The sequence below is a fragment of the Paraconexibacter sp. genome (genome assembly GCF_059438195.1).
Map to the genome: position 1 here is coordinate 56,955 of NZ_JBLKKY010000010.1, position 21,836 is coordinate 78,790.

Annotated in this window: 24 protein-coding genes; 17 read left to right on the plus strand and 7 right to left on the minus strand. The window is 74.0% G+C overall.

Annotated features, from left to right (window positions below):
* Positions 1 to 3: 3 nt before the first annotated feature.
* Positions 4 to 1,515, plus strand: a complete 1,512-nt coding sequence (locus tag ACME2J_RS05635; RefSeq protein WP_495543904.1) for a flavin-containing monooxygenase — start codon at positions 4 to 6, stop codon at positions 1,513 to 1,515.
* A 76-nt stretch (positions 1,516 to 1,591) separates the two neighbouring features.
* Here the strand turns inward: ACME2J_RS05635 and ACME2J_RS05640 are convergent, their stop codons facing one another.
* A complete protein-coding gene (locus ACME2J_RS05640) occupies positions 1,592 to 2,215 on the minus strand; it encodes a TetR/AcrR family transcriptional regulator (RefSeq protein WP_495543905.1) in 624 nt (207 codons plus the stop codon).
* Between the two features lie 84 nt (positions 2,216 to 2,299).
* On the opposite strand from ACME2J_RS05640, the gene ACME2J_RS05645 reads away from it, so the two are divergent.
* From ACME2J_RS05645 to ACME2J_RS05655, 3 genes are read left to right on the plus strand one after another with little or no spacing between them, the layout of a single operon-like run.
* Positions 2,300 to 4,195, plus strand: coding sequence for a hypothetical protein (locus ACME2J_RS05645; RefSeq protein ID WP_495543906.1), 1,896 nt, complete (start codon positions 2,300 to 2,302; stop codon positions 4,193 to 4,195).
* Between the two features lie 59 nt (positions 4,196 to 4,254).
* Complete coding sequence (locus tag ACME2J_RS05650) at positions 4,255 to 5,280, plus strand: alpha/beta hydrolase (protein WP_495543907.1); 1,026 nt, start codon at positions 4,255 to 4,257, stop codon at positions 5,278 to 5,280.
* Positions 5,281 to 5,323: 43 nt separating this feature from the next.
* On the plus strand, positions 5,324 to 5,956 hold the full coding sequence (locus ACME2J_RS05655) for a TetR/AcrR family transcriptional regulator (protein WP_495543908.1): 633 nt from the start codon (positions 5,324 to 5,326) through the stop codon (positions 5,954 to 5,956).
* A gap of 3 nt (positions 5,957 to 5,959) precedes the next feature.
* Here ACME2J_RS05655 and ACME2J_RS05660 read toward each other — a convergent pair whose 3' ends face one another.
* Positions 5,960 to 6,748 (minus strand): calcium-binding protein, encoded by a 789-nt coding sequence (locus tag ACME2J_RS05660; RefSeq protein WP_495543909.1) that lies wholly within the window; start codon positions 6,746 to 6,748, stop codon positions 5,960 to 5,962.
* A gap of 172 nt (positions 6,749 to 6,920) precedes the next feature.
* Between ACME2J_RS05660 and ACME2J_RS05665 the strand changes: the two genes are divergently transcribed.
* The 3 genes from ACME2J_RS05665 to ACME2J_RS05675 are packed head-to-tail and all read left to right on the plus strand — an operon-like array spanning position 6,921 to position 9,604.
* On the plus strand, positions 6,921 to 7,493 hold the full coding sequence (locus ACME2J_RS05665; protein ID WP_495543910.1) for a calcium-binding protein: 573 nt from the start codon (positions 6,921 to 6,923) through the stop codon (positions 7,491 to 7,493).
* Positions 7,490 to 8,191, plus strand: coding sequence for a response regulator transcription factor (locus ACME2J_RS05670; protein WP_495543911.1), 702 nt, complete (start codon positions 7,490 to 7,492; stop codon positions 8,189 to 8,191). Before ACME2J_RS05665 ends, ACME2J_RS05670 begins: the two co-directional genes overlap by 4 nt.
* A 12-nt stretch (positions 8,192 to 8,203) precedes the next feature.
* The gene (locus tag ACME2J_RS05675) at positions 8,204 to 9,604 is read left to right on the plus strand and encodes a HAMP domain-containing sensor histidine kinase (protein ID WP_495543912.1); all 1,401 of its coding nucleotides are present in this window, start codon (positions 8,204 to 8,206) and stop codon (positions 9,602 to 9,604) included.
* Positions 9,605 to 9,637: 33 nt separating this feature from the next.
* On the opposite strand, the gene ACME2J_RS05680 is transcribed toward ACME2J_RS05675, so the two are convergent.
* Positions 9,638 to 11,125 (minus strand): flavin-containing monooxygenase, encoded by a 1,488-nt coding sequence (locus ACME2J_RS05680; protein WP_495543913.1) that lies wholly within the window; start codon positions 11,123 to 11,125, stop codon positions 9,638 to 9,640.
* A 120-nt stretch (positions 11,126 to 11,245) separates the two neighbouring features.
* On the opposite strand from ACME2J_RS05680, the gene ACME2J_RS05685 reads away from it, so the two are divergent.
* Entirely contained in the window at positions 11,246 to 12,892 is a 1,647-nt protein-coding gene (locus tag ACME2J_RS05685) for an ABC transporter ATP-binding protein/permease (RefSeq protein WP_495543914.1), read from the plus strand.
* Between the two features lie 11 nt (positions 12,893 to 12,903).
* On the opposite strand, the gene ACME2J_RS05690 is transcribed toward ACME2J_RS05685, so the two are convergent.
* Positions 12,904 to 13,359, minus strand: a complete 456-nt coding sequence (locus ACME2J_RS05690) for a hypothetical protein (RefSeq protein ID WP_495543915.1) — start codon at positions 13,357 to 13,359, stop codon at positions 12,904 to 12,906.
* A gap of 128 nt (positions 13,360 to 13,487) precedes the next feature.
* Here ACME2J_RS05690 and ACME2J_RS05695 point away from each other — a divergent pair, with 128 nt between their 5' ends.
* A complete protein-coding gene (locus ACME2J_RS05695; RefSeq protein ID WP_495543916.1) occupies positions 13,488 to 14,771 on the plus strand; it encodes a DUF459 domain-containing protein in 1,284 nt (427 codons plus the stop codon).
* A gap of 170 nt (positions 14,772 to 14,941) precedes the next feature.
* On the opposite strand, the gene ACME2J_RS05700 is transcribed toward ACME2J_RS05695, so the two are convergent.
* Positions 14,942 to 15,268 carry an antibiotic biosynthesis monooxygenase family protein gene (locus ACME2J_RS05700; RefSeq protein ID WP_495543917.1) on the minus strand — a complete coding sequence of 109 codons (327 nt, stop codon included), beginning with the start codon at positions 15,266 to 15,268 and terminating at the stop codon, positions 14,942 to 14,944.
* A 263-nt stretch (positions 15,269 to 15,531) separates the two neighbouring features.
* On the opposite strand from ACME2J_RS05700, the gene ACME2J_RS05705 reads away from it, so the two are divergent.
* On the plus strand, positions 15,532 to 16,425 hold the full coding sequence (locus tag ACME2J_RS05705; protein ID WP_495543918.1) for a hypothetical protein: 894 nt from the start codon (positions 15,532 to 15,534) through the stop codon (positions 16,423 to 16,425).
* A 76-nt stretch (positions 16,426 to 16,501) separates the two neighbouring features.
* On the opposite strand, the gene ACME2J_RS05710 is transcribed toward ACME2J_RS05705, so the two are convergent.
* Complete coding sequence (locus ACME2J_RS05710; RefSeq protein ID WP_495543919.1) at positions 16,502 to 16,996, minus strand: hypothetical protein; 495 nt, start codon at positions 16,994 to 16,996, stop codon at positions 16,502 to 16,504.
* A gap of 116 nt (positions 16,997 to 17,112) precedes the next feature.
* On the opposite strand from ACME2J_RS05710, the gene ACME2J_RS05715 reads away from it, so the two are divergent.
* Entirely contained in the window at positions 17,113 to 17,907 is a 795-nt protein-coding gene (locus tag ACME2J_RS05715; protein ID WP_495543920.1) for a tyrosine-protein phosphatase, read from the plus strand.
* 27 nt (positions 17,908 to 17,934) lie between these two features.
* On the opposite strand, the gene ACME2J_RS05720 is transcribed toward ACME2J_RS05715, so the two are convergent.
* Entirely contained in the window at positions 17,935 to 18,864 is a 930-nt protein-coding gene (locus ACME2J_RS05720; RefSeq protein ID WP_495543921.1) for an MBL fold metallo-hydrolase, read from the minus strand.
* Between the two features lie 56 nt (positions 18,865 to 18,920).
* On the opposite strand from ACME2J_RS05720, the gene ACME2J_RS05725 reads away from it, so the two are divergent.
* The 6 genes from ACME2J_RS05725 to ACME2J_RS05750 all read left to right on the plus strand — a co-directional run bounded on the left by ACME2J_RS05725 (position 18,921) and on the right by ACME2J_RS05750 (position 21,811).
* Positions 18,921 to 19,523 carry a TetR/AcrR family transcriptional regulator gene (locus ACME2J_RS05725; protein WP_495543922.1) on the plus strand — a complete coding sequence of 201 codons (603 nt, stop codon included), beginning with the start codon at positions 18,921 to 18,923 and terminating at the stop codon, positions 19,521 to 19,523.
* 59 nt (positions 19,524 to 19,582) lie between these two features.
* Positions 19,583 to 19,786 carry a hypothetical protein gene (locus tag ACME2J_RS05730; protein WP_495543923.1) on the plus strand — a complete coding sequence of 68 codons (204 nt, stop codon included), beginning with the start codon at positions 19,583 to 19,585 and terminating at the stop codon, positions 19,784 to 19,786.
* A 37-nt stretch (positions 19,787 to 19,823) separates the two neighbouring features.
* Positions 19,824 to 20,093 carry a hypothetical protein gene (locus ACME2J_RS05735; protein WP_495543924.1) on the plus strand — a complete coding sequence of 90 codons (270 nt, stop codon included), beginning with the start codon at positions 19,824 to 19,826 and terminating at the stop codon, positions 20,091 to 20,093.
* 87 nt (positions 20,094 to 20,180) lie between these two features.
* Positions 20,181 to 20,603, plus strand: coding sequence for a phage holin family protein (locus ACME2J_RS05740; protein ID WP_495543925.1), 423 nt, complete (start codon positions 20,181 to 20,183; stop codon positions 20,601 to 20,603).
* Positions 20,561 to 20,851 (plus strand): DUF3618 domain-containing protein, encoded by a 291-nt coding sequence (locus tag ACME2J_RS05745; RefSeq protein ID WP_495543926.1) that lies wholly within the window; start codon positions 20,561 to 20,563, stop codon positions 20,849 to 20,851. Before ACME2J_RS05740 ends, ACME2J_RS05745 begins: the two co-directional genes overlap by 43 nt.
* Before the next feature lie 12 nt (positions 20,852 to 20,863).
* A complete protein-coding gene (locus tag ACME2J_RS05750; RefSeq protein ID WP_495543927.1) occupies positions 20,864 to 21,811 on the plus strand; it encodes a YihY/virulence factor BrkB family protein in 948 nt (315 codons plus the stop codon).
* The last annotated feature ends 25 nt before the right edge of the window (positions 21,812 to 21,836 follow it).

The window sequence follows — 21,836 nt, forward strand, 5'->3', positions numbered from 1 at the left end:
CGCATGAGCACGGTCAACGGCGGGAGCGCTCTGCGGACCCCGCGTGTCGCGATCATCGGCGCCGGCATGTCCGGCATCGGCATGGGGTGCAAGCTGCGGATGGCGGGCATCGAGACGTTCCACATCTACGAGAAGTGGCACGGCCTCGGCGGGACGTGGCACGCGAACACCTATCCGGGCCTCCACTGCGACGTCCCCTCGCGCAACTACGAGTTCTCGTTCGCGAGGAACCCCGACTGGTCGCACCTCTTCTCGCCCGGCCGCGAGATCTGGGAGTACCTCGACCGCGTCGCGACCGACTACGACCTCAAGGGCCGGATGTCGTTCGACACCGAGGTCGAGGACGCGACGTGGCGTGACGGCGAGTGGCACCTGCGCACGAAGGCCGGCGACGAGGCGACCTACGACTTCATCATCACCGCGGCCGGCGGGCTCGTCCACACGAAGACGCCCGACATCCCGGGCCTCGAGAGCTTCGAGGGCGCGCGCTTCCACTCCGCCGAGTGGGACCACACCGTCCCGCTCGAGGGGCGCCGCATCGCGGTCGTCGGGACGGGGTCGACCGGCATGCAGATCACGAAGGCGCTCGCGCCGAAGGCGGCGACGTTCGAGCTCTTCCAGCGCACGCCGCAGTGGATCTTCCCGCTGCCGAACCGGCGGTACACGCGCCTGGGCAAGTGGATCGCGCGGCGCTTCCCGGGGCTCATCCGGCGCACCTCCCGAGGCTGGCAGCTCGCGACCGAGGGGACGTTCGGCATCGCGGTCGTCCGGCCCGGGTGGCAGCGGACGATGATGACGAAGCTCTGCGAGCTCCATCTGAAGACGGTCCGCGACCCGGAGCTGCGCCGCCGCTTCACCCCGACCGACAAGCCGATGTGCAAGCGGCTCGTCATGGGCACCGGCTTCTACGGGCTGTTCGAGAAGCCCCACGTCCATCTCGTCGACACGCCGATCGAGCGCGTCGAGCCCAAGGGCATCCGCACGACCGACGGCGCCCTCCACGAGCTCGACGTCATCGTCATGGCGACCGGCTTCGACGCGCACATGTTCGTCCGGCCGATGGAGCTCACCGGCGTCGACGGCGTGCAGCTGTCCGACGTCTGGGACCTCGAGCCCTACGGCTACCGGTCGGTCGCCGTGCCGGGCTTCCCGAACGTCTTCATGCTCATCGGCCCGCACTCGCCGTTCGGCAACCAGTCGCTCTTCGCGATCTCCGAGACGCAGGCCGACTTCGCGATGCGCTGCATCGAGCGGTGGCGTCGCGGTGAGATCGACGCGATGCATCCGACGCCCGAGGCGACCGCCCGGTTCAACGAGGACATGAAGGCGGCGCTCCCGGACACGATCTGGACGAGCGGCTGCAAGAGCTGGTACCTCGGCGCGGACGGGCTCCCGTCGGTGTGGCCGTGGGAGGCCTCGCACCACCGCGAGATCCTCCAGGAGCCGGAGCCCGGCGACTGGATCGTCGAGCCGGGGCCCTCGCGCGAGGAGCGCGAGCCGGCGACGACGGCATGACCCGTGAGGGTCACGGATCGCCCCACGCGCCTGACGAAACTCACTCCCAGCGTGAGTTTCGTCAGTGGGCAGGGGGCTACTCGCGGGCGAGGGCGCCCATGATCGTGCGCACCCAGCGCTCCAGCCGCTCGGGCGCGTAGGCCTCCGGGTCGACGAGGAGCAGGCGGCCCGCCTCCTCGCCGACCGCGAGGAGGGCGCGCGCGGTGAGCTCGACGTCGAGGCCGGACGGGCCGCCGCGCTGCGCGAGTCCCCACGAGACGAGCTCCGTGATGCGGTCCGCGTACTGCTGGCGGTTCTTCTCGACGACGTGGCGGATCGTCGCCGGGGTGCCGTCCGGCGGGAGGAGCACGAGACGCCAGCCGCGGGGGTCGTCGGCGACGGCCCGCACGAACTGCGTCACGGCTCCGACGAGGGCCTCGTCGGGGTCCTCGAGATCCTCGCGCGTCGGCAGGGCGGCGTCGACGACGCTGCGCGCGCGCTCCTCCTGGCGCGCGAAGAGCGCGGCGAGGAGCGCGGCGAGGTCCCGGAACGCCGCGTAGACGACCGGTCGCGTCACGTCGATCTCGCGCGCGAGAGCCTCGATCGTGAGCGCCGCCCAGCCGTCCCGCGTGATGATCTCCAGCGCGGCGTCGAGGAGCTGCTCGCGCCGCTCCTCGACGGGCATCCGCGGGGCGTAGGGTCGGCGTGCGCGTCGGGCCATCGGGCGGGATCCTCCCACGTCGCGCGGCGTCGGCGGGCGCCTCGCGGTTGACTTTCCTACGACAGTGTAGGAAGAATCGCCGTCATGGGCACCCCGACGCTGCTCCCGCTCGCCGCCGAGGCCCCGTCGGCGGGTGGGGCCGAGACGACGCAGATCCTCATCGCGACGGGCGGCGCGCTCGTCGTGACCTCCGCGCTCCTCGTGCTCGGACTCGGGCACCGCACCGGGCGCATCGCCGTCCTCGGCCGGCTCGCCGCGTTCTCCGAGCGCGTGAGCGGCCTCCCCGGGTGGGCGGCCCTGCCCCTCGGCGTCGCGATCCCGACGCTCCTCGCCGCGCTCTTCGGGCTCTCCTGGGACGAGTCGCTCCACATCGACGACGGTCGCGACGACGGCCCGCTCGCGAACCCCTCGCACTACTTCATCCTCGTCGGGCTCTTCGGCATCTTCGCGGCGGGCTGGCTCGCGATCGTGCTCCCCGAGAAGGGGTCGCGCCCCGGTCCGGCGCCCCTGCGCGTCGGCCGCGGCTGGCACGCCCCGGTCGGCGGCGCCGTCGTCGTCGCCTGCTCGGCGGTCGCGCTCGCCGGCTTCCCGCTCGACGACGTCTCGCACCGGCTCTTCGGCCAGGACGTCTCGCTCTGGGGGACGACCCACCTGCAGATGCTCAGCGGCGTCGCGACCGGCGTCCTCGGCCTCGTCATCCTCTTCCGCGAGGGGCTCCTCGAGGCCCGGGCGCGCGCTCGGTCCGGGCGTCCGATCGAGACCTTCCGGCTCCCCGGCGGCGCCGAGCGGCTCCGCCACGCCGCGTACTACTCGACCCTCGGCGGCGGTCTCCTCGCCGCCCTCTCGATCTACCTCGGCGAGTTCGACTTCGGCGTCCCGCAGTTCCGGCTCGTCTACCACCCGATCCTCATCGCCGGCATCGCGGCCTTCGCCCTCGTCACGGTCCGCGCCCTCGCGGGGCCCGGCACCGCGCTCCTCGCGGCCCTGTGGTTCTGCGCCGTGCGCGGCGTCATCACGCTCCTCGTCGGCCCGGTGCTCGGCGAGGCGGACGCGACCTTCCCGCTCTTCCTCGCCGAGGCCCTCCTCGTCGAGGCCGCCGCGCTCGCCCTCGCGGCGCGCGCCCGCCCCGTCCGCTTCGCCGTCGTGAGCGGCGTGCTCATCGGCACGCTCGGCGTGCTCGCCGAGTACGGCTGGACGCAGGTCTGGTCGCCGATCCCGTGGCCCTCGCACCTCCTCCCCGAGGCGATCGCCCTCTCGGTGCCGGTCGCCGTGGCCGCCGCGTTCCTCGGCGCGTTCGTCGTCGGCGGCCTCGAACGCCGGCGCGACCTCGTCGCGACGCGAACGGCGCTCGCGACCGCGCTCGCGTCGGTCCTCGTCGTCGGCGGCGTGCTCGCCGCTCTCACGCGGACCGAGACGCCGGACGTCCAGGGCAGCGTCACCGTGGAGGAGGTCCGGCCCGCGCCGCAGCGCGAGGTCGTCGCGACGGTCCGGATCGACCCGCTCGACGCGGCGCGCGACGCCGACTGGCTCCACACGATCGCCTACCAGGGCGAGGAGCCGCTGCGGATCGACGACCTCGAGGAGCTCGGTCCCGGCGTGTACCGGACGGCGCCGATCCCCGTGCACGGCACGTGGAAGTCCGCCGTCCGGATCCATCGCGGCAGCGAGATGGTCGCGATGCCGGTCTTCCTCCCCGAGGACGAGGCGATCCCCGCGACCGAGGTGCCTGCACCCGCCACGTTCACGCGCGACTTCGTCGGCGACCGGGAGATCCTCCAGCGCGAGCGCAAGGACGACGTCGCCGAGTGGATCGTCACCGCGTTCTCGGCGCTCGTGCTCCTCGTGAGCCTCGGTCTCGTCGCGATCCTCGGCGCGGCGCTCGTGCGGATCGCGTCGGGGCGGCGCGACGCCGGTGCCCCGACGGGGCCCACGGGTGAGGGCCGCCCGGCGCCGCGCGGCCGCGTGAGCGCGGGTCTCTGAGTGAGCGCGGCGGGCCGCGGGTACACCCGCGACACCCGTATCCGCGAGGGGGACGACGCATGCCGCTGGACGATCAGACGCAGAAGGTCATCGAAGAGCTCGGGACGCTGCGCGAGGGGCCGATCGAGACGCTGAGCCCGGAAGCCGCGCGGCGACAGCCCTCCCCGGCCGACGCCGCGGCCGCGATCGCCGCGCGGGACGGCGGCGGACCTGCCCGCGAGGAGGTGAGCGAGATCCGCGAGCTCCGCATCCCCGGCCCCGCGGGCGAGCTGCGCCTCTGCGTCTACCTCCCGAAGCGCACCCTGCGCCAGCGCGCGAAGGCGGCGATCGGCGCGCTCGACGAGCACGACCCCGTGCTCGCCTGGTTCCACGGCGGCGGTCTCGGCCTGGCGGACCTCGACTCGGACGACGCGCTCCCGCGCGTCCTCGCCAACCGCGCCCAGGCGATCGTCGTCGCCGTCGACCACCGCGCGGCGCCCGAGCACCGGTTCCCGGCGGCGCACGAGGACGCCCTCGCCGCGATCCGCTGGCTCTCCTCGCACGCGACCGAGATCGGGGGTGACCCCGAGCGGGTCGCCGTCGGCGGCGAGGGGGTCGGCGCGACGCTCGCGACGGCGACGTGCATCTCGCTCTGCGAGAACGAGGAGCCGCAGCCGATCTTCCAGCTCCTCGTCTCGCCGCTCACGGACCTCTCGACCGACGACTGGGAGTCCTACGCGGAGAACGCCGATGCCGAGCCGCTCGGCACCGCGGTCGTCGACTGGTACCGGCAGCACGCCGTGCCGGACGGCGTGCCGGCCGCGGACGTGCGTCTCTCCCCCAACCAGGCGCCGCGCGAGATCCTCCGGGGCCTGCCCCCCGCGATGGTCCTCGTCGCCGAGCTCGACCCGCTCCGCGACCAGGGGCGCGCGTACGCCGACCGCCTCCGTCGCGCGGGCGTCCCGACGCAGCTCGCCGACTACGCCGGGGTGCCGCACGCGTTCGTCGAGATGCTCGCGGTGTCCGACACGGCGCGGAAGGCGGCGGAGGACGCCGCGGATGCGCTGTCGCACCAGTTCAAGATGGCGGTGCCCGCCGGACGCTGACCGCGCGCGGCAGGGGGCGCCGTCGCGAGATACCGTGGCCGCGATGCCCGTGCTCGAGCCCAGGAGGCGCGACGACCCGCGCCGCGGCGAGACCGAGCGCGCCTTCCTGCGCGCGACCGAGGAGCTGCTCGGCGAGGGCGAGTCCTTCGCGGACCTCAGCGTGAGCCGCATCGCGGAGCGCGCCGACCGCACGAGGACGGCGTTCTACGCGCACTTCGAGGACCGGCGCGAGATCCTGCTGCGCCTCGCCGAGGAGTTCGAGAGCGAGGCCTTCGGGCTCGCCGACGGCTTCTTCGCCGGCGAGCCCGACCGCGACGGGCTGCGCAGCACCGTCGCCGGGCTCGTCGCGAGCTTCCGCGCGCACGCCACCGTCGTGCGGGCCGTCGTCGAGGCCTCGGGCTACGACGCCCAGGTCGCCGGCTTCTGGGAGGCGGTCGTCGCGCGCTTCATCGACGTCGCGCGGCGCCGGCTCGTCGAGGAGGGACTCGGCGAGCAGGAGGCGTTCGCGCGGGCGTACGTCCTCGTGTGGATGACCGAGCGCGTCGGCTACCGCCAGGCGGTCCACCACGACGACGACGGCGCCGATGCCGGCGCCGTCGTCGAGGCCCTCACGGCCTCGTGGTGGGAGTCGCTGCGCGCCGCCCGGGAGACGGGCGGCGCGAGCGAGGGGGACTGAGACTCAGTCGTCGCTGCCGCGACCCCGGCCGCGGCTGTCGTCCGACTTGCCGCGCGCGGAGTCGTCGCCGCCGCGCGACTTGTCCTTCGCGTCCTCGCCGTTCGCGCGGCCGCGGGCCTCCTTGCGCGTCACCTTCTCGCAGGAGCCGTCCGGGTTCTCCGGCGTGGCGTCGGCGATGACGTCGACGAGGTCGAGGATCGCGCGGTCGCGGTCGCCGTCACCGCAGGTGATGGTGTCGACCTCGTTGTCGCGGGTGCGGATCTTGTCGTTGCCGGCGCCGCCGTTCACGGTGTCGCCGGTCGTGTCGGTCTCGCCGTTCGGGCCGGGCGTGACGTCCTTGCGCGACATCGCCCAGAGCCTGTCGCTGCCGTCGCCGCCCTCGAGGACGTCGACGCCCTCGTTGCCGTAGAGGTCGTCGCGGTCCGAGCCGCCGTTCATCGTGTCGTCGCCGGGGCCGCCGACAAGGCGGTCACGGTCGTCGCCGCCGTCGAGCGTGTCGTCGTCGGAGCCGCCCCAGATGCGGTCCTTGCCTGCGTCGCCGTTGATCGTGTCGTTGCCGGCGTGGCCCCAGAGGCGGTCCTTGCCCTCGCCGCCGTTGACGGTGTCGTCCCCGGCGCGGGCGTAGACGCGGTCGTGGCCGCCGAGCGCGTTGATGACGTCGGCTTCGGTCGTGCCGCGGAGGCGGTCCTTGCCGTCGGTGCCGTCGATGGTCGCCGCGAGGGCGGTCGCGGGGATGATCGCCGCGGTGGCGATCGCCGCGGCGACGGCGCGGCGGGGAAGGGTGCGGGGCATGTGGTGGGTCCTCCTGGTCGGCAGTTGTGCGCGGAAGTGCGGACCTCTTTATGGCGCTTCCGCGCGCCCAGGTGCGCCCGCTCTCACAGACTCCTCACGTTTCATGAGAGGTCGGTGAGAAGACGGGTCCCGCGCGTGCGTGAACGGTCGCTCTCGTCCATCTTTCGTCGAGATGCCCCGCGCCAGCTCCGTCATCGCCGTCCTCGTGGCGCTCCTCCTCGCGGCTCCGGTCGCGACCGCCGCGAAGCGACTCGGCGACTCAGGCGACGACCGCCTCACCGGCACGTCGCGCGCCGACGTCCTCTCGGGTCGCGGCGGGGAGGACGTCCTGCGCGGTCGCTCGGGCAACGATCGGCTCTACGGCGGCGACGACGACGACCGGCTCATCGGCGGTCGCGGTCGCGACCGGCTCTCGGCCGGGAATGGCGACGACCTCCTCGCCGGGGACTCCGGCGACGACCGCCTCTACGGCGGCGATGGCGAAGACACGCTCCTCGGCGGCTCCGGCGACGACCGCCTCGTCGGCGGCGACGGTCGCGACGTCATCGTCGGCGGCGACGGCGACGACAGCATCGACTCCCGTGACGGTGAGCGCGACCGCATCCGGTGCGGGAGCGGCCGCGACCGCGTCCAGGCCGACCGCGAGGATGACGTCGGCGACGACTGCGAACGTGTGCGGCGACGTGCGAGCGACAGCGACGATCGGCCCCGCAAGGGGAGAGGCGGCGAGAAGAGCCGACGATGAGTGACGGCCGCCCCGACGGCGGCCGCCGCCCGGTCATCCTCCTCGTCGACGACGACGAGGCGATCCGGCGCACCCTGGGGATGGGCCTCGACCTCGAGGGGTTCGAGGTCGTCGCGGCCTCCGGCGGGCGGGCGGCGCTCGCCGCCGTCGAGCAGGTCCAGCCCGACGCGGTGCTCCTCGACCTCACGATGCCCGACCTCGACGGCCTCGAGGTCCTCCGGCGGATCCGCGACGCGGGGGACGACGTCCCCGTCTGCATCCTCTCGGCCCGCGACGACCTCGACGATCGCGTCACCGGCCTGCAGAGCGGAGCCGACGACTACGTCGTGAAGCCGTTCGCGCTCGAGGAGGTCGTCGCCCGTCTCGGCGCGCTGCTGCGCCGGCGCCCGTCGACCGCCGACGGAACCCTCGTCGCCGGGGACATCGAGCTCGACCCCGACGCGTTCACCGCGCGCCGCAGCGGCCGCGACCTCGGCCTCACGAAGCGGGAGTTCGCGCTCCTCGAGCTCTTCATGCGCCACCCCGGGGAGATCCTCGACCGCGCCCGCCTCCACGAGGAGGTCTGGGGCTACACGTTCGACCCCGGGACGAACATCGCCGACGTGTTCGTCGGCTACGTCCGCCGCAAGCTCGAGGCGGGGGGCGAGCCGCGCGTGCTCCACACCGTCCGGGGCGTCGGCTTCGTGCTGCGGGTCTGAGAGCCTCACGCCGTGCGCGTTCCCGCCTCGGGTCTCCGCGGTCGGCTCACCGCCGGCGTCGTCCTCGTCCTCGCCCTCGTCCTCGCGATCGGCGGCGTCCTCGTCGCCCGCGGCGTCGAGCGCTCCGAGCGCGACGACCTCGACGACCGCCTCGTGCGCACCGCCGAGCTCTCCGACACCGCCGCCCTCGCGGCGGTCGAGGAGGCGCTCCCCGACGTCGACGAGCGGCTCGACGCCGTCCTGCGGGCGACCGGCAGCTCGCTGCGGATCTCGATCGGCGAGACGATCGTCCTGCGCTCCGGCCTCGCCGTGCCGCTTCGCGAGCCCGCTCCGCTCGGCTTCTCGACGCGCACCGTCGACGGCGAGGAGATCCGCATCTTCGCCAAGACGCTCGACGACGAGGAGCTCGGCGGCCTCGCGCGGATCGAGGCGGCGACGCGGCTCGCCCCGCTGGAGGAGCGGGTGTCCGACCGGCGCGCCCGGCTTCTCGCGATCGGCCTCGCGATGCTCCTCGTCGCCGGCGTCGGGACCTGGCTCGCGGCCGACTTCGTCCTGCGGCCGCTGCGCCGGCTGCGCGAGGCCACGAGCGAGATCGTCACCGACGAGCATCTCGAGCGGCGACTCCCCGTCGAGGGGGCGGCCGAGCTGCAGTCGCTCGCCCGGAGCTTCAACGCGACGCTCGGCCGCATCGCCGAGAGCGTCCGCGAGCGCAACCGGGCGTTCGAGGCGACCCGGCGGTTCGCCGCCGACGCCGGCCACGAGCTGCGCACGCCGCTCACGAGCGTCCAGGCGACGCTCTCGATCATCGCGCGCCACCCCGAGCTCGACGACGAGCAGCGCACGCAGCTCGCCGCGGACGCCCTCGAGGAGCAGCGCCGGCTCGTCGAGCTGCTCGACGGGCTGCAGGCCCTCGCCCGGGGAGACGCGGCGCCCGTCGAGCACGGGCACGTCGACCTCGCGGAGGTCGCCGACATCGCCGCGGCGCGGGTGCGCCAGCGCCACCCCGAGGCGACGCTCGAGGTCGCCGTCCCCGACGAGGGCGTCGACATCGACGGGTGGGAGCCGGGGCTGCGCCTCGTCGTCGAGAACCTCGCCGAGAACGCGGTGCGGCACGGGCGGCCCGGAGGGACCGTCGCCATCGCGGTCGAGGCCGGCGGCGCCGACCGCGGGCCGCAGCTCGTCGTCGACGACGACGGGCCGGGGATCCCCGAGGCCGAGCGCGAGCGCGTCTTCGAGCCGTTCCACCGCCTCTCGGGCGGCGACCGGCCGGGCTCGGGCCTCGGCCTCGCGCTCGTCGCCCAGCAGGCCCGGCACCACGGGGCGCGGATCGACGTCGGGGAGTCGCCGCTCGGCGGTGCGCGCATCTCCCTCGCGTTCCCGCCGCGGCGCGACGGCGCTGCGTCGCGGGCGTGACGGGACGCGCCGCCCCGAGTGTCGCCGGTCGTCCTACGCCGCGGCCGGCTCCCGGTCGGGCAGCGGATGGAAGACGTACTCCTCGGGGGCGAGCTCGCGGGTGAGCTCCTCGTACTCGACCATGTAGCCCGGCCAGTTCGTGACGATGCGCCCCGACGCGTCGCGGTACCACGAGTCGCACTGGGTCCACGCCGTCCCGGGGAACCGCGCCTGCACCGCCCGGTCGCTCGCGGCCTCGACCTCGGGCCGGACCTCGATCGCGGCGGCGTCACGGTCGCGCACCTCCTGGAGGGCGGCGCGGATGTAGCGGGCCTGCGCCTCGAGGTAGACGATGATCGAGCCGCCCGAGGTGTTCGTGTTCGGCCCGTACATGACGAACAGCGACGGGAAGCCCGGGACCGTCATGCCGAGGTGGGCGTGCGGGCCCTCGGCCCACGCGTCGCGCAGGGACAGCCCGTCCCGGCCCGTCACCTCCATGGGGAACATGAAGTCGGTCGTCTTGAAGCCGGTGCCCCAGATGAGGCAGTCGGCGGGGTGGACGACGCCGTCGGAGGTCTCGACGCCCTCGGGGACGAGACGGGCGACGCGCTCGGTGTGGAGCGACACGTTCGGACGCTGGAGCGCGGGCAGCCAGTGCGAGCTGAAGAGCACGCGCTTGCAGCCGAAGGTGTAGTCCGGCCACACCTTGCGGCGCAGCTCGGGGTCGCGGAGCTGCCAGCGCATGAAGAGCTCGGAGCGGATGCGGCCGAGGCGGCCCCACGTCTTCGGGTGGCGGATCATCCGCGTGAGGAACTCGCCGTAGTGGTAGACGAACCGGCGCCGGAACGCCTGGAGGCCGGGCACGTGCTCGAGCGCCCACTTCACCGGCGCGGGATAGGCGCGGTTCTTGCGGGGCATGAACCAGTTGCCCGAGCGCTGGTAGACGTCGAGGTGCGCGACCTCCTTCGCGATCTCCGGGACGAACTGGACGGCGCTCGCGCCCGTCCCGACGACGGCGACGCGCTTGCCGCGGAGGTCGTAGTCGTGATCCCACTCGGCGGAGTGGAAGCTGTGCCCGGCGAAGTCGTCGAGGCCCTCGAGCCGCGGGTACGAGGCGCGGTGGAGCTGGCCGGTCGCGATGATGATCGCGTCGGCCTCCCAGACGCGGCCGTCGCCGCTCGAGACGGTCCACGAGCGCGTCTCGTCGTCCCACCGGCACGACTCGACCTCCGTGTCACCGACGAAGAGCTCGTCGATGCCGCGCTCCCGCGCGACGCCGTGCAGGTACTCGAGGATCTCCGGCTGCGGGGAGCAGAGGCGCGACCAGTCGCGCCGCGTCGCCCACGAGTACGAGTAGAGGTGGCTCGGGACGTCGCAGGCCGCCCCGGGGTAGGTGTTGTGGTGCCACGTGCCGCCGATCGCGGAGGCGCGATCGAGGATCGTCACGTCGCGGATCCCGTGACGCCGCAGCTCGACCGCGGCGCCGATCCCCCCGAAGCCCGCGCCGATGATGACGACGCGGAGGTCACGAGCGTTCGACATCGTGTGAAGGTAGCGGACGAGCACGGCCGGCGGCGCAAAGGTGACGCAGGCGTCAACTTCACTCGGGGCGGCGGAAGGGGGATCGCGACGCGCGGGCCGCGGATGCGCGAGGCTATGCGCGTGCTCGAGGAGAGGGAGCAGGTCGCCGTCGCGGCGGAGGGGCTCGAGGCGCGCGACGTGACGGTCGTCGCCGGCGGCCAGGTCATCCTCCAGCGCGCGAGCATCGACGTCCCGGTCGGCAAGCTCGTCGGGGTCATCGGGCCGAGCGGCTCCGGGAAGTCGACGCTCCTCCGGGCGCTCGCCGGCGTCATCGAGCCGGTGGAGGGGACGGTCGCCCTCGGCGGCGAGCCGGTCCGGCTGCGATCGATCGACGTCGGCTACGTGCCGTTCGGGACGCTCCTGCACCCCGAGCTCACCGTGCGAGAGGCGCTGAGGTACGCCGCGGAGCTGCGCCTCCCGTCGGTCCGCGACGCTCGCGAGCTCGACGCTCGCGCCGACGAGGTGCTCGAGGAGCTCCACATGGTCGACCGCGCCGACACGCGGATCGCGGACCTCTCCGACGGTCAGCGACGGCGCGTCTCGTGCGGCGCCGAGCTCGTCGGCCGCCCACCCGTCCTCCTCCTCGACGAGCCGGCGACCGGCCTCGACGTCGTCCTCGAGGCGCGGATGATGCGGCTGCTGCGCCGGCTCGCCGACGAGGGCCGCGGCGTCATGGTCGCCACGCACGCGACGAGCAGCCTCGGCCTCTGCGACACGGTCGCGGTGCTGGCGCCGGGCGGCGAGCTGCGCTTCGTCGGGTCGCCGCAGGAGATGCTCACGCGCTTCGCGGTCTCCAGCTACGACGAGGTCTACGAGGCGCTCGGCTTCGTCGCCGACGACGAGGACGCCGAGCCGGCGGCCGCCGTCCCCGCGCCCGTCGCCCCGCCGCGTGCCCGGCGCGACCGCGAGGTCGCGATCCCGCCCCTCGGCGCGCAGGCGAAGGCACTCGCGTCGCGCTACCGCCTCTGCATGCTCCGCGACCGGAGGCTCCTCGCGATCCTCATCGGCCAGGCCCCGATCATCGGGATCGGCATCGGGCTCGCGCTCCCTCCCGGGATCATCGACGACGCCACGCTCGGCGACTACTACGCCGTCATGCTCTGCTTCCTGCTCCTCACCGGGAGCATCTGGCTCGGGATCATCGCGGGCTGCCGCGAGATCGTGCGGGAGCGGGCGATCGTCGAGCGCGAGACGGCGGTCGGCGTGCGGCTCGACGCCTACCTCGTCGCGAAGTGCGCGGTCCTCTTCCCGCTCGTCGCGCTCCAGGTCGCGCTCCTCGTCTTCGCTGTGCTCGCGCTCCAGCCCCTGGGGCAGGGCGTCGCGACGGACGTCCAGGTCTACCTCGTCTGCGTCGTGTGCGCGTGGGCGGCGACGGCGACGGGGCTCTGGCTGTCGGCCGCGGTCCGCACGACGGACCAGGCGACGAGCTCGGTGCCGCTCCTGCTCATCCCGCAGCTCCTGCTCGCCGGCGCGGTGATCCCGTACGCGTCGATGTTCGAGCCGATGCAGGCGCTCGCGAACCTCACGATCTCGCGCTGGGCGCAGGCCGGGCTCGGGTCGACGATCGGGCTCGACGGCAGCCTGTCCCAGGAGATCGGGGCGGTGACCGGGTTCGATCCGGCGTTCTACACGCTCTCGCCGGCGCTGGCGATCGGCGCGCTCGGCGCGGGCACGCTGCTGCTCCTGTCCGCCGCCGGGCTCACGCTCGAGCGCCGGCTCATGCGCTGAGCGCGGGGCCGTCAGGCGCCGACCGGCGTGCGGTCGCGCTCCCAGCCTCGGCGCTCGCGGTCGAACGCGTCCCAGTCGAGGAGCGGCTCCGACGGCCCGGAGCCGCGGTCCGGGTCGGGTCGGGGGTCGTGCGGCGGGCCGCCTCCGCCTCCGCCGTCGGAGTCGTCGTCGCCGTCGCTGCGGTCCGCCTCCTCGCGCGTGCTCGACTCCCACAGCGCGGGCTGCCGCGCGAGCCAGAACATCGTGAACCACAGGACGAGCGCCGCTCCCGAGACCGCGATCGCGGGGTACCAGACGTCGAAGGCCGGCATCGCGGCTGCGACGACGAGCGCGGCGATCCCGCCGAGCATGAGCAGCCGGCAGGCGGCGGCCGCGCGGTGGAGCGCGATGCGCGGGGCCGGGGCGAGGACCGCGAGGACCAGGCTCAGCCCGACGGCGCCGGACACGAGGCTGACGTACGACGGCATCGCGCTCAATGGTGCCACCCCCGAGCCTCGAGCGGGAGCTTTCGTCTGCGCGGTGGCCGAACCTCCGATCGCGTCATGGTCACCTCCGACTGCGACGCGCCGCGTCGACGCCCGTTAGCGTCGCGTCGGTGCGTCGTCGACTCGTCTTCGCCGTCGCGGCCCTCGTCGCGGCCGTCCTGGCCGGGCCGCCCGCGGCCAGCGCCCAGCTGCCCTTCGAGGGGCGGACCTTCGCCGTCTCGCAGGAGAACGCGGGCCAGCTCGACATGTTCTTCTCCGGTGTGCAGGGCTCGGTCGTCGCATTCGCGGAGATCGAGGGGGGGCGTCCCCGCCAGCTGGGCACGGTCTCCGCCGACCGGCGCGGCATCGCGGTCCAGTCCGCCGCCGAGACCTGGAGATGCGATCGCGTCGTCCGGCGCTTCGCCGCGGCGGCCACCGCCCCCGGCGAGCCCGAGCCGACGTTCCACGAGTTCGACATCCGCACGCCGTCGTGCGCGAACCGGGTCGCCATCCACGTCCCTCGACGCGCGCGCCGCGGCGAGGTCGTCAGCGTCCGGCTCGTCGACCGCTGGCGGCTCGGCACGCCGGTGCAGCTGTGCGTGAGCGGGGCGCGCGTGAACACCCGGCGCCGCTGCCGCCTCGTCGATGTGCCCCCGACGAGCCGCGGGATGACGAAGCGCTTCCGCGTCCGCCGCGACGGCCAGCTCCGCGTCGCGATCGAGATCGCCGACCACCGTCTCGCCGAGTACGTCGCGGTCGGCTCCTCGCGGCTGCGGCCGCGTCGCCGCGGGCCGCTCGTCCTCGTCACGGGGGACTCGACGAGCCAGGGCTTCGACGGCGTGCTCGCCGACATCCTGGGGTCGGCGGGGCGGGTCCGCAGCGACTCGCACCCCGGCCGCGGGATCTCGACCCCCGGTCGCAGCAGGTGGGCGACGCTCGCCCGTCGCCAGGTGAAGGAGCACCGGCCGGACGTCACGGTCGTGACGGTCGGTGCGAACGACGGCTACGCGTTCCCGGGCGGGGAGGACGGCATCCGCTGCTGCGACGCGCCGTGGGCCGCCGAGTACGCCCGCCGCGTCCGGGGGCTCATGACGATCTACGCCCGCGAGGGACGAGGACGCGTGCTGTGGCTCACGCTGCCCATCCCCCGGGACCCGCGACGCGCGCGCTTCACGCGGGCGATCAACACCGCCGTCGGCGCGGCGGCCGCCGAGCGCGAGAACGTCCGCGTCCTCGACCTCCACGCCCTCTTCACGCCCGACGGCGCCTACCGCGAGAAGATCGCCTACCGCGGCGAGGTCGTGAAGGTCCGCGCCGACGACGGGATCCACCTCACCGCGAAGGGCTCGGAGATCGCAGGCATCGCGATCGCCGACGCGCTCGAGCGCGCCCGCTGGCTCGACGACCGGGACTGACGGGTCCCGACGGCGCGGGCGGCGCATGGAGGCGCAGGCCGGGGACGGCGGGATACCCCGAGGGCGGCCTCGCCCTCAGGTCCTGCGCCCTCTCCGTCCCCGGTCGCGCTTGGACCGAACCTAACGCGTCGCGAATCGCGATTGCAAGTGGCGCGCGAGCGCTCGCGCGATCAGTCCGCCGGCGTGTGCTCGGTGCGCTCGACGACCTCGAACGCGAGGAGGCTCGAGCCGGTGGCGACCGGGCCTCCGGAGCTCTGCGCGGCCTGCGCGTGCCCGCGCGTGAACTGAGGGCTCTCGACCCAGGCGCGGAACGCCTCCTCGCTCTCCCAGCGCGTGTAGACGAAGTACCGGTCCTCGCCCTCGACGGGGCGCAGCAGCTCGAAGCTCTCGAAGCCCGGCATGGATTCGACCTCGGTCGCGCGCTTCGCGAAGCGCTCCTCGAGCGCCGGGCCCATGCCCGGCGCGACCTCGATCGCGTTGATCTTGACGACGCTCATGGGCCGATCTTGACGCGCGCGGCCGGCGCGTGCGCGACAGCCATGGCGCAGTCGCGATCCGTTCTCTCCCGAACGGACAGGCTGTTCTCCCCCCAGGGCCGATCGAGCTGGACGGGGATCGTCTGCGACGTTGTGCGTCCAGGACGGAGGGGACCCCGGTGGCGGCCGGGGCCCCGTCCGTCCCGGTTCCGAAGCCCGGATGCCGCTCCGGAACCGGGCGCGGCACCGCAACCCTCGGTCGTGACGGTAGTTGCGATCGGTATATGAAGATCTTCACGTCATCACGGACAACCGCGGTCGCCGCCGGGATCGCGCTCGCCACGGTGCCGGCGGTCGCTTTCGCGGCGCCGATCGAGCTCGGTGAGCGCAATCCGAGCGGCGGGCAGAGCGTCGAGGCCAAGAAGGAGACCGAGATCATCGCCGAGACGGCGCGCGGCACCTACGGGACGCGCCAGTCGAACAAGGGCGCCGGCGGCGGAGCGATCTACGGCTGCCGCTCGTCGCTGCAGCCGAACATCTTCGATCCCGACGTCTCGACGCCGTGCATCCGCGTCAACAACCTCTCGGGCGGCAAGGCGTTCGACTTCGTGTTCGACACCGGCCCGATCGGAGGCATCATCCAGGCCGGGAACAGCCTCCTCACGCCCAAGCCGAACGCGGCGCCCTTCATCACCAACGCGACCGCGATCGCCATCGGGCTCAACGCCGACCGCCTCGACAACAAGCAGGCCTCCGAGATCATCGCCGAGGCGAGCGCCGACGCGAAGAAGGTCGGCGGCCTCACGGCGGCGCAGATCATCGCCGCCGGCCAGCAGGGCGGCGGCTCGTGCCCGGAGGGGACGACGCAGGCGGGCGACGCGTGCATCGAGACGACGCCGCGTGACGCGGCCGACTGGGCGACGGCGTCGGCGGTGTGCGGTCAGGCGGGCCGTCACCTCCCGTCGGCGAGCGAGCTCGCCTTCGCGCGGACGCTCGACAACGTGAACCTCGGGGCCGGCGAGATGGCCTCGGACGTCTCCGTGCAGGCCGGCCTCAACCTGCCCGATCCGCTCCCCGACCTGCCGGAGTCGACGGAGTACGTCACGGTCGCCGAGGACGGCGCAGTCGCCTCGCAGGCGGTCGCGGCGACGGCGAGCTACCGCTGCATCGTCGGCTGAGCGGTCCCGCGAGCGGTCGAACCGGATTCCGTGGGCGTCATGGCGCACCAGGAATCCGGTTCGGCGGGCGGGAGCGTCAGTCGATGACGTAGCCGATGACGACGCTGCCGACGCGGCCGCTGCGGCCGAGGCGGAAGTCGGTGACCGTCTCACCGGGGAGGAAGTCCCCGAGGTGGCACGACCGGCGGTCGACGCCCGGGTAGCGCTCGCAGACGATCCCCTCGTGGCGGCGTCGCAGGGCCGAGGACGAGGTCCCGACGCCGCTGCCCTCCTCGGTGCGGGTCACGCCGCGCCGGGTGAGGAACGAGGTCGCCTGCATCCCGTCCTCGCCGGCGCGGAAGAGGACGTGGATCTTGGGTCCCTTGAAGTACCAGCGGGTGACGCGGCCGAAGTCGTCGCGCTTCGTCCGGGACTCCGTCGGGCTGCCGAGGACGTCGCGCACCTCGTCCTTCGACATCCCGAGCGCCGCGCCGGCCATGCCCTGTCCCGGCACGATCGTGGCCGTCGCGGCCGGGGCGGCGACGAGGAGGGCGGCGGCCGAGGCGGCGAGGGCGAGGAGCGTCGTGCGCATGCCCGCGATCATCGCCCACGGCGCAGAGGATGCGCAAGTGCATGCGCTGTCGCCGTTCTGTCGGCGGGCCACGGGGTCTTCACGGGCCGGCGACGGCCAGCGACTACCCTGGGTGCGTGCGCTCCATCCGCCCGACGACGACGATCCACCTCGACGGCGCAGTGAACGCCCGGGACGTCGGCGGCCTGCCTCTCGTCGCCGGTGGACACGTCGCGCCCGGCGTCCTCGTGCGCTCCGACAACCTCCAGGACCTCACGCCGGCCGACGTCGAGACGCTCGTCGACCGCATCGGCGTCCGCTCGGTCGTCGACCTGCGGACCGGCTTCGAGCTGCGCTCGGAGGGGCCCGGGCCGCTCGAGCACGAGCCCCGGGTGCGGATCGAGCACCGCTCCCTCTACCCCGAGACGGGGGGCGGGACCGACCTCGATCTCACGACCGTCATCCCGTGGGGCGACGGCCACGGCGCCGACCTCCCCGACGAGACGCCGACCGTGCGCGCCTACCTCGGGTACCTCGAGCGCCGCCCCGACTCGATCGTCGGCGCCCTGCGCACGATCGCGCGGACCGAGGGGGCGACCCTCGTCCACTGCGCCGCCGGCAAGGACCGCACCGGCGTCGTCGTCGCCCTCGCGCTCGCCGTCGCGGGCGTCGAGCGCGAGGCGATCGCCGCCGACTACATCGCGACGGCGAGCAACATCGAGGCGATCGTCGCCCGGCTCGCCGCCTCTCCGACGTACGCCGCCGAGATCCGCGTCGACGACGCGCAGATCCACGCCCCCCGCCCGGGCACCATGGAGCGCGTCTTCGAGCTGCTCGACGACGTCCACGGCGGTCCCTTCGAGTGGCTCGACGCCCACGGATTCGACGAGGCGGACCTCGTCGACCTCCGCGAGCGCCTCGTCGCCGGCTGACGCGGACCCGCCGGCTCTCGGCCGCGCTCAGGCGGCGAGCGCCCAGCGCTCGTCGGGCGTGAGGCTCACCTCGGCGCGGCGCCGGAGGTGGTCGAGGTGCGCGTGGGTCTCGAGCGCGGCGAGCAGCCGGTCGGCCGCCGAGGCGTGATGCTCGCCGAACGCCGCGTCGCGCAGCGCGGCCGTGTCCTGCGGCCCGTGCTCGAGCGCGGCGAGCAGGCGCTCGAGGCGCCGGGCGTGGTGCTCGCGCAGCTCGCGCGCGCGGCCCGCGGCGTCCGCGTAGGGCTCGCCGTGCGCGGGGAGGACGGCGGAGATCGGCAGCTCGGCGATGCGGTCGAGCGAGCGCAGGAAGTCGTCGAGGCTGTCGGCGTCCTCGTCCCAGTGCGGCTGGATGTTCGGGGTGAAGCCGGGGAGGAGGAGGTCGCCGCAGAGGAGCACCCCGTCGCGTTCGCGCAGGAGCGAGATGTGGACGGAGTCGTGGCCGGGCGTGTGGAGGACGACCCACTCCCCGATGCGGTCGCCGTCGTGCAGCGCGGAGACACGCGGCACGCCCTCGTGGAGGCTCGAGTACGACCGGAACGCCTCGTGCATCACGTCGGGATCGGGAAGCCCGGGATAGCGGACGCGGGGCGCCCGCGCGCCCGAGGCGAGCGCCAGCGCCTCCTCGATCCCGTCGTGGGCGAGGATGCGGTCCGTGATGCGCGTCGCGAGGCCCCAGTGGTCGATGTGCGCGTGCGTGATGAGGACCTGCGGCGACTCGACGCCGAGCGCGTCGAGGCCCGCGTCGAGGCCCTCCTCCGAGCCGACGCAGCCCGTGTCGACGACGAGCGGCCCCTCGGGCGTGTCGAGGACGTGGACGTGGAGGTGGTCGGGCGAGGGGAAGAGGAGGGGCACGGTGAACCGCGCGATCCCCGGTGCGGGGTGCCGGACGTCGAGCGGAACCGGGCGTACGCTGGTCACGAGAAGAAATGTACCGATCGGTGCGTTCTTGTCCAGCGGTCGGTACGCTGCGCCCCATGCGGGCCGACGGGGGTCTCACGCGGAAGGGCGAGCGGCGCGCGGCCGAGATCGTCGACGCCGCGCTGCGCTGCCTCGCCCGCGACGGCTACGCCGGGACCTCGCTCCAGCGGGTCGCCGACGAGGCGGACCTCCCGAAGCGCGCCGTCCTCTACTACTTCAGCTCGCGCGAGGGGCTCTTCGAGCACGTCGTCCTCCATCTCGGTCGCCGCCTCCTGCGGCAGATCGACGAGTCGGTCGTGGGCCTCGACGAGCCCGGCGACATCGCCGTCACGGGGTTCGAGACGATGTGGAAGGGGATGACGAACGACCCGGCGCTCGTGGTCGCGTGGCTCGGGATCCGGGCCGAGGCGGCGACGAACCCGGCGCTCGCGCGGGCGGCCAGCCACTTCACCGACGGCCTCCGGCGCCGGATCGCCGCGCGGCTCGACGCCGCGTTGGAGAGCGGCCGGGAGCTCGAGGATCCGCGAGAGGCGACCGAGATCCTCATCCTCGCGAGCATCCAGGGGCTCGTGCTCGAGTTCGTCGAGCGCGGCGACTCGCCGCAGCTGCGGGAGGCGACCGCGTCCTTCCAGGGGCTCCTCGCCCGCACCGTCGGCTGATCCCCCGGTTCGGGCGGCCGGCTCTCCAGGACCGGCGCGCAGGTGCCGATGAGCATCTCGTGGAGCGGGAGCTCACTCATCAGCAGGCGCGGGACATCCTCGACCTCCGGCACCGGCATCCGGGGGCCGTCGTCCTCGTCCACGAGCGCACCTGGGGCATCGTCGTCGAGGCGCGCCGCGGAGACCGCGCCGTCGAGCTGCGACGCTTCGACTGGACCGGGGAGATCGTCCCCGACGTCCCGCTCGGGCTCGCCGCCGCCTGACGCCCGCCCGCTCCGCGGCGGTGGCAGACTCCCCGCGATGGCCCGCCGCCGGGGGACACGAGACGAGCAGCGCCGCCGCGAGGCCGAGGCGGAGGCGATCGTGCTCCGCCGGGCGGCCCGCGGCTGGTTCATCCGCGGCCTCCTCGGCGTCGTCGCGGCCGGGCTCATGTCGCTCCTCAGCCTCCTCATCGCGTCGGTCCTGCTGCTCGTGGCGGTGTTCTGCGTCGGCAAGGGCGTGAAGATCTCCGTCGACGCGATGCGCGTCCTCGAGGCCGCCACGGGCCGCGACGGCGCGACCTCGAGCTGACGCCGGCGCGCCAGCGGACGCGACGCCGCGCATCGGGTCCGCGGACTCCGGGCACCGCCGGGCCGACCGCGAGAAAGGAGCAGCGAGATGGCGACCGGCAACGGCGCGCCGGACGAGCGCTCGATCGGCGACCTCACCAAGGATCTGAGCCGTCAGACGAGCGACCTCGTCCGCAAGGAGATCGAGCTCGCGCAGGCCGAGCTCACCGAGAAGGGCAAGCGCGCGGGGATCGGCGCCGGGATGTTCGGCGGCGCGAGCCTCTTCGGGCTCTTCGCGCTCGGCGCGCTCACCGCCGCCGCGATCCTCGGCCTCGCGACGTTCCTCGACGCGTGGCTCGGCGCGCTCATCGTGGGCGGCGTCTACGCGCTCGTCGCGGGGGTCCTCGCGCTCGTCGGCAAGGGCCGCGTCGAGAAGGCGGCGCCGCTCGTGCCCGAGCAGGCGATCGACAGCACGAAGGAGGACGTCCGATGGGCGAAGAGCAGCGCGCAGCGAGCGCGGAGCGCGTCGTGAGCGGCCAGGGCGCGCGGTCCCCGCACGACATCCGGGACGACATCGAGCACACGCGCGAGGAGCTGGGCGACACGGTCGCCGCCCTCGCCGAGAAGGCCGACGTGAAGGCGCACGCGAAGGCACGCGTCGACGAGGCGAAGACGCGCGTCGACGAGGCGGCGTCGAAGGCCGGCGGCCCCCCCGTCCTCGTCGTCGCCGGGCTCGTCGTCGCCGGCTTCGTCGTCTGGCGCATCGCGAGACGCGGCTGACGGGGGGCGGGCATGGCACGCGGAACGCATCACTCCCGCCTCCCCCGCAAGCCGACGGACCTCGCGGGACGCTCGTGGAAGGCCATCCTGAAGCGCACGTGGAGCGAGGCCCGCGAGGACGGGATCACCGACTGGGCGGCGGCGCTCACCTACTACGGCATCCTCTCGATCTTCCCCGCCATCCTCGCGATGGTCTCGATCGTGGGGCTCCTCGGCACCTCCGCGACGGAGACCCTCATCGACAACATCACCGAGCTCGCGCCCGGCCCGGCGCGCGAGATCCTCGTCGACGCCGTGGGGAACCTCCAGGGCAGCCAGGGCACCGCCGGAGTCCTCTTCGTCGCCGCCCTCGCGACCGCGCTCTGGTCGGCGTCCGGCTACGTCGCGGCGTTCATGCGCGCCTCCAACGCGATGTACGAGGTGGAGGAGGGGCGGCCGCTGTGGCGGACGCTCGGGACCCGGGTCCTCACGACCGTCGCCCTTCTCCTCATGCTCGTCGCCGTCGCGATCGGGGTCGCGGTCACCGGGCCGCTCGCCGAGCAGGTCGGCGACATCATGGGCCTCGGGTCGACGGCCGTCACCGTGTGGGGCATCGCCAAGTGGCCGGTCATCCTCGCCGTCGTCGTCGCGATGTTCGCGCTCCTCTACTGGGCGGCGCCCAACGTCCGGCATCCCGGGTGGCGCTGGCTCACCCCCGGCGCGGCCGTCGGCGTCGTCGTCCTCATCATCGCCTCCGCGGGGTTCGCGTTCTACGTCGCGAACTTCGGGTCCTACAACAAGACCTACGGGGCGCTCGGCGGCGCCGTCGTGTTCCTCGTCTGGCTGTGGGTCTCGAACCTCGCGATCCTCCTCGGCGCCGAGTTCGACGCCGAGGTCGAGCGCGGCCGCGAGATCGAGGCGGGACAGCCCGAGGGACGCGAGCCGTTCCTGCAGCCGAAGGAGCCGGCGAACGCGAAGTGAGCGCGGCCGTCCGTCGAGGCTGCGG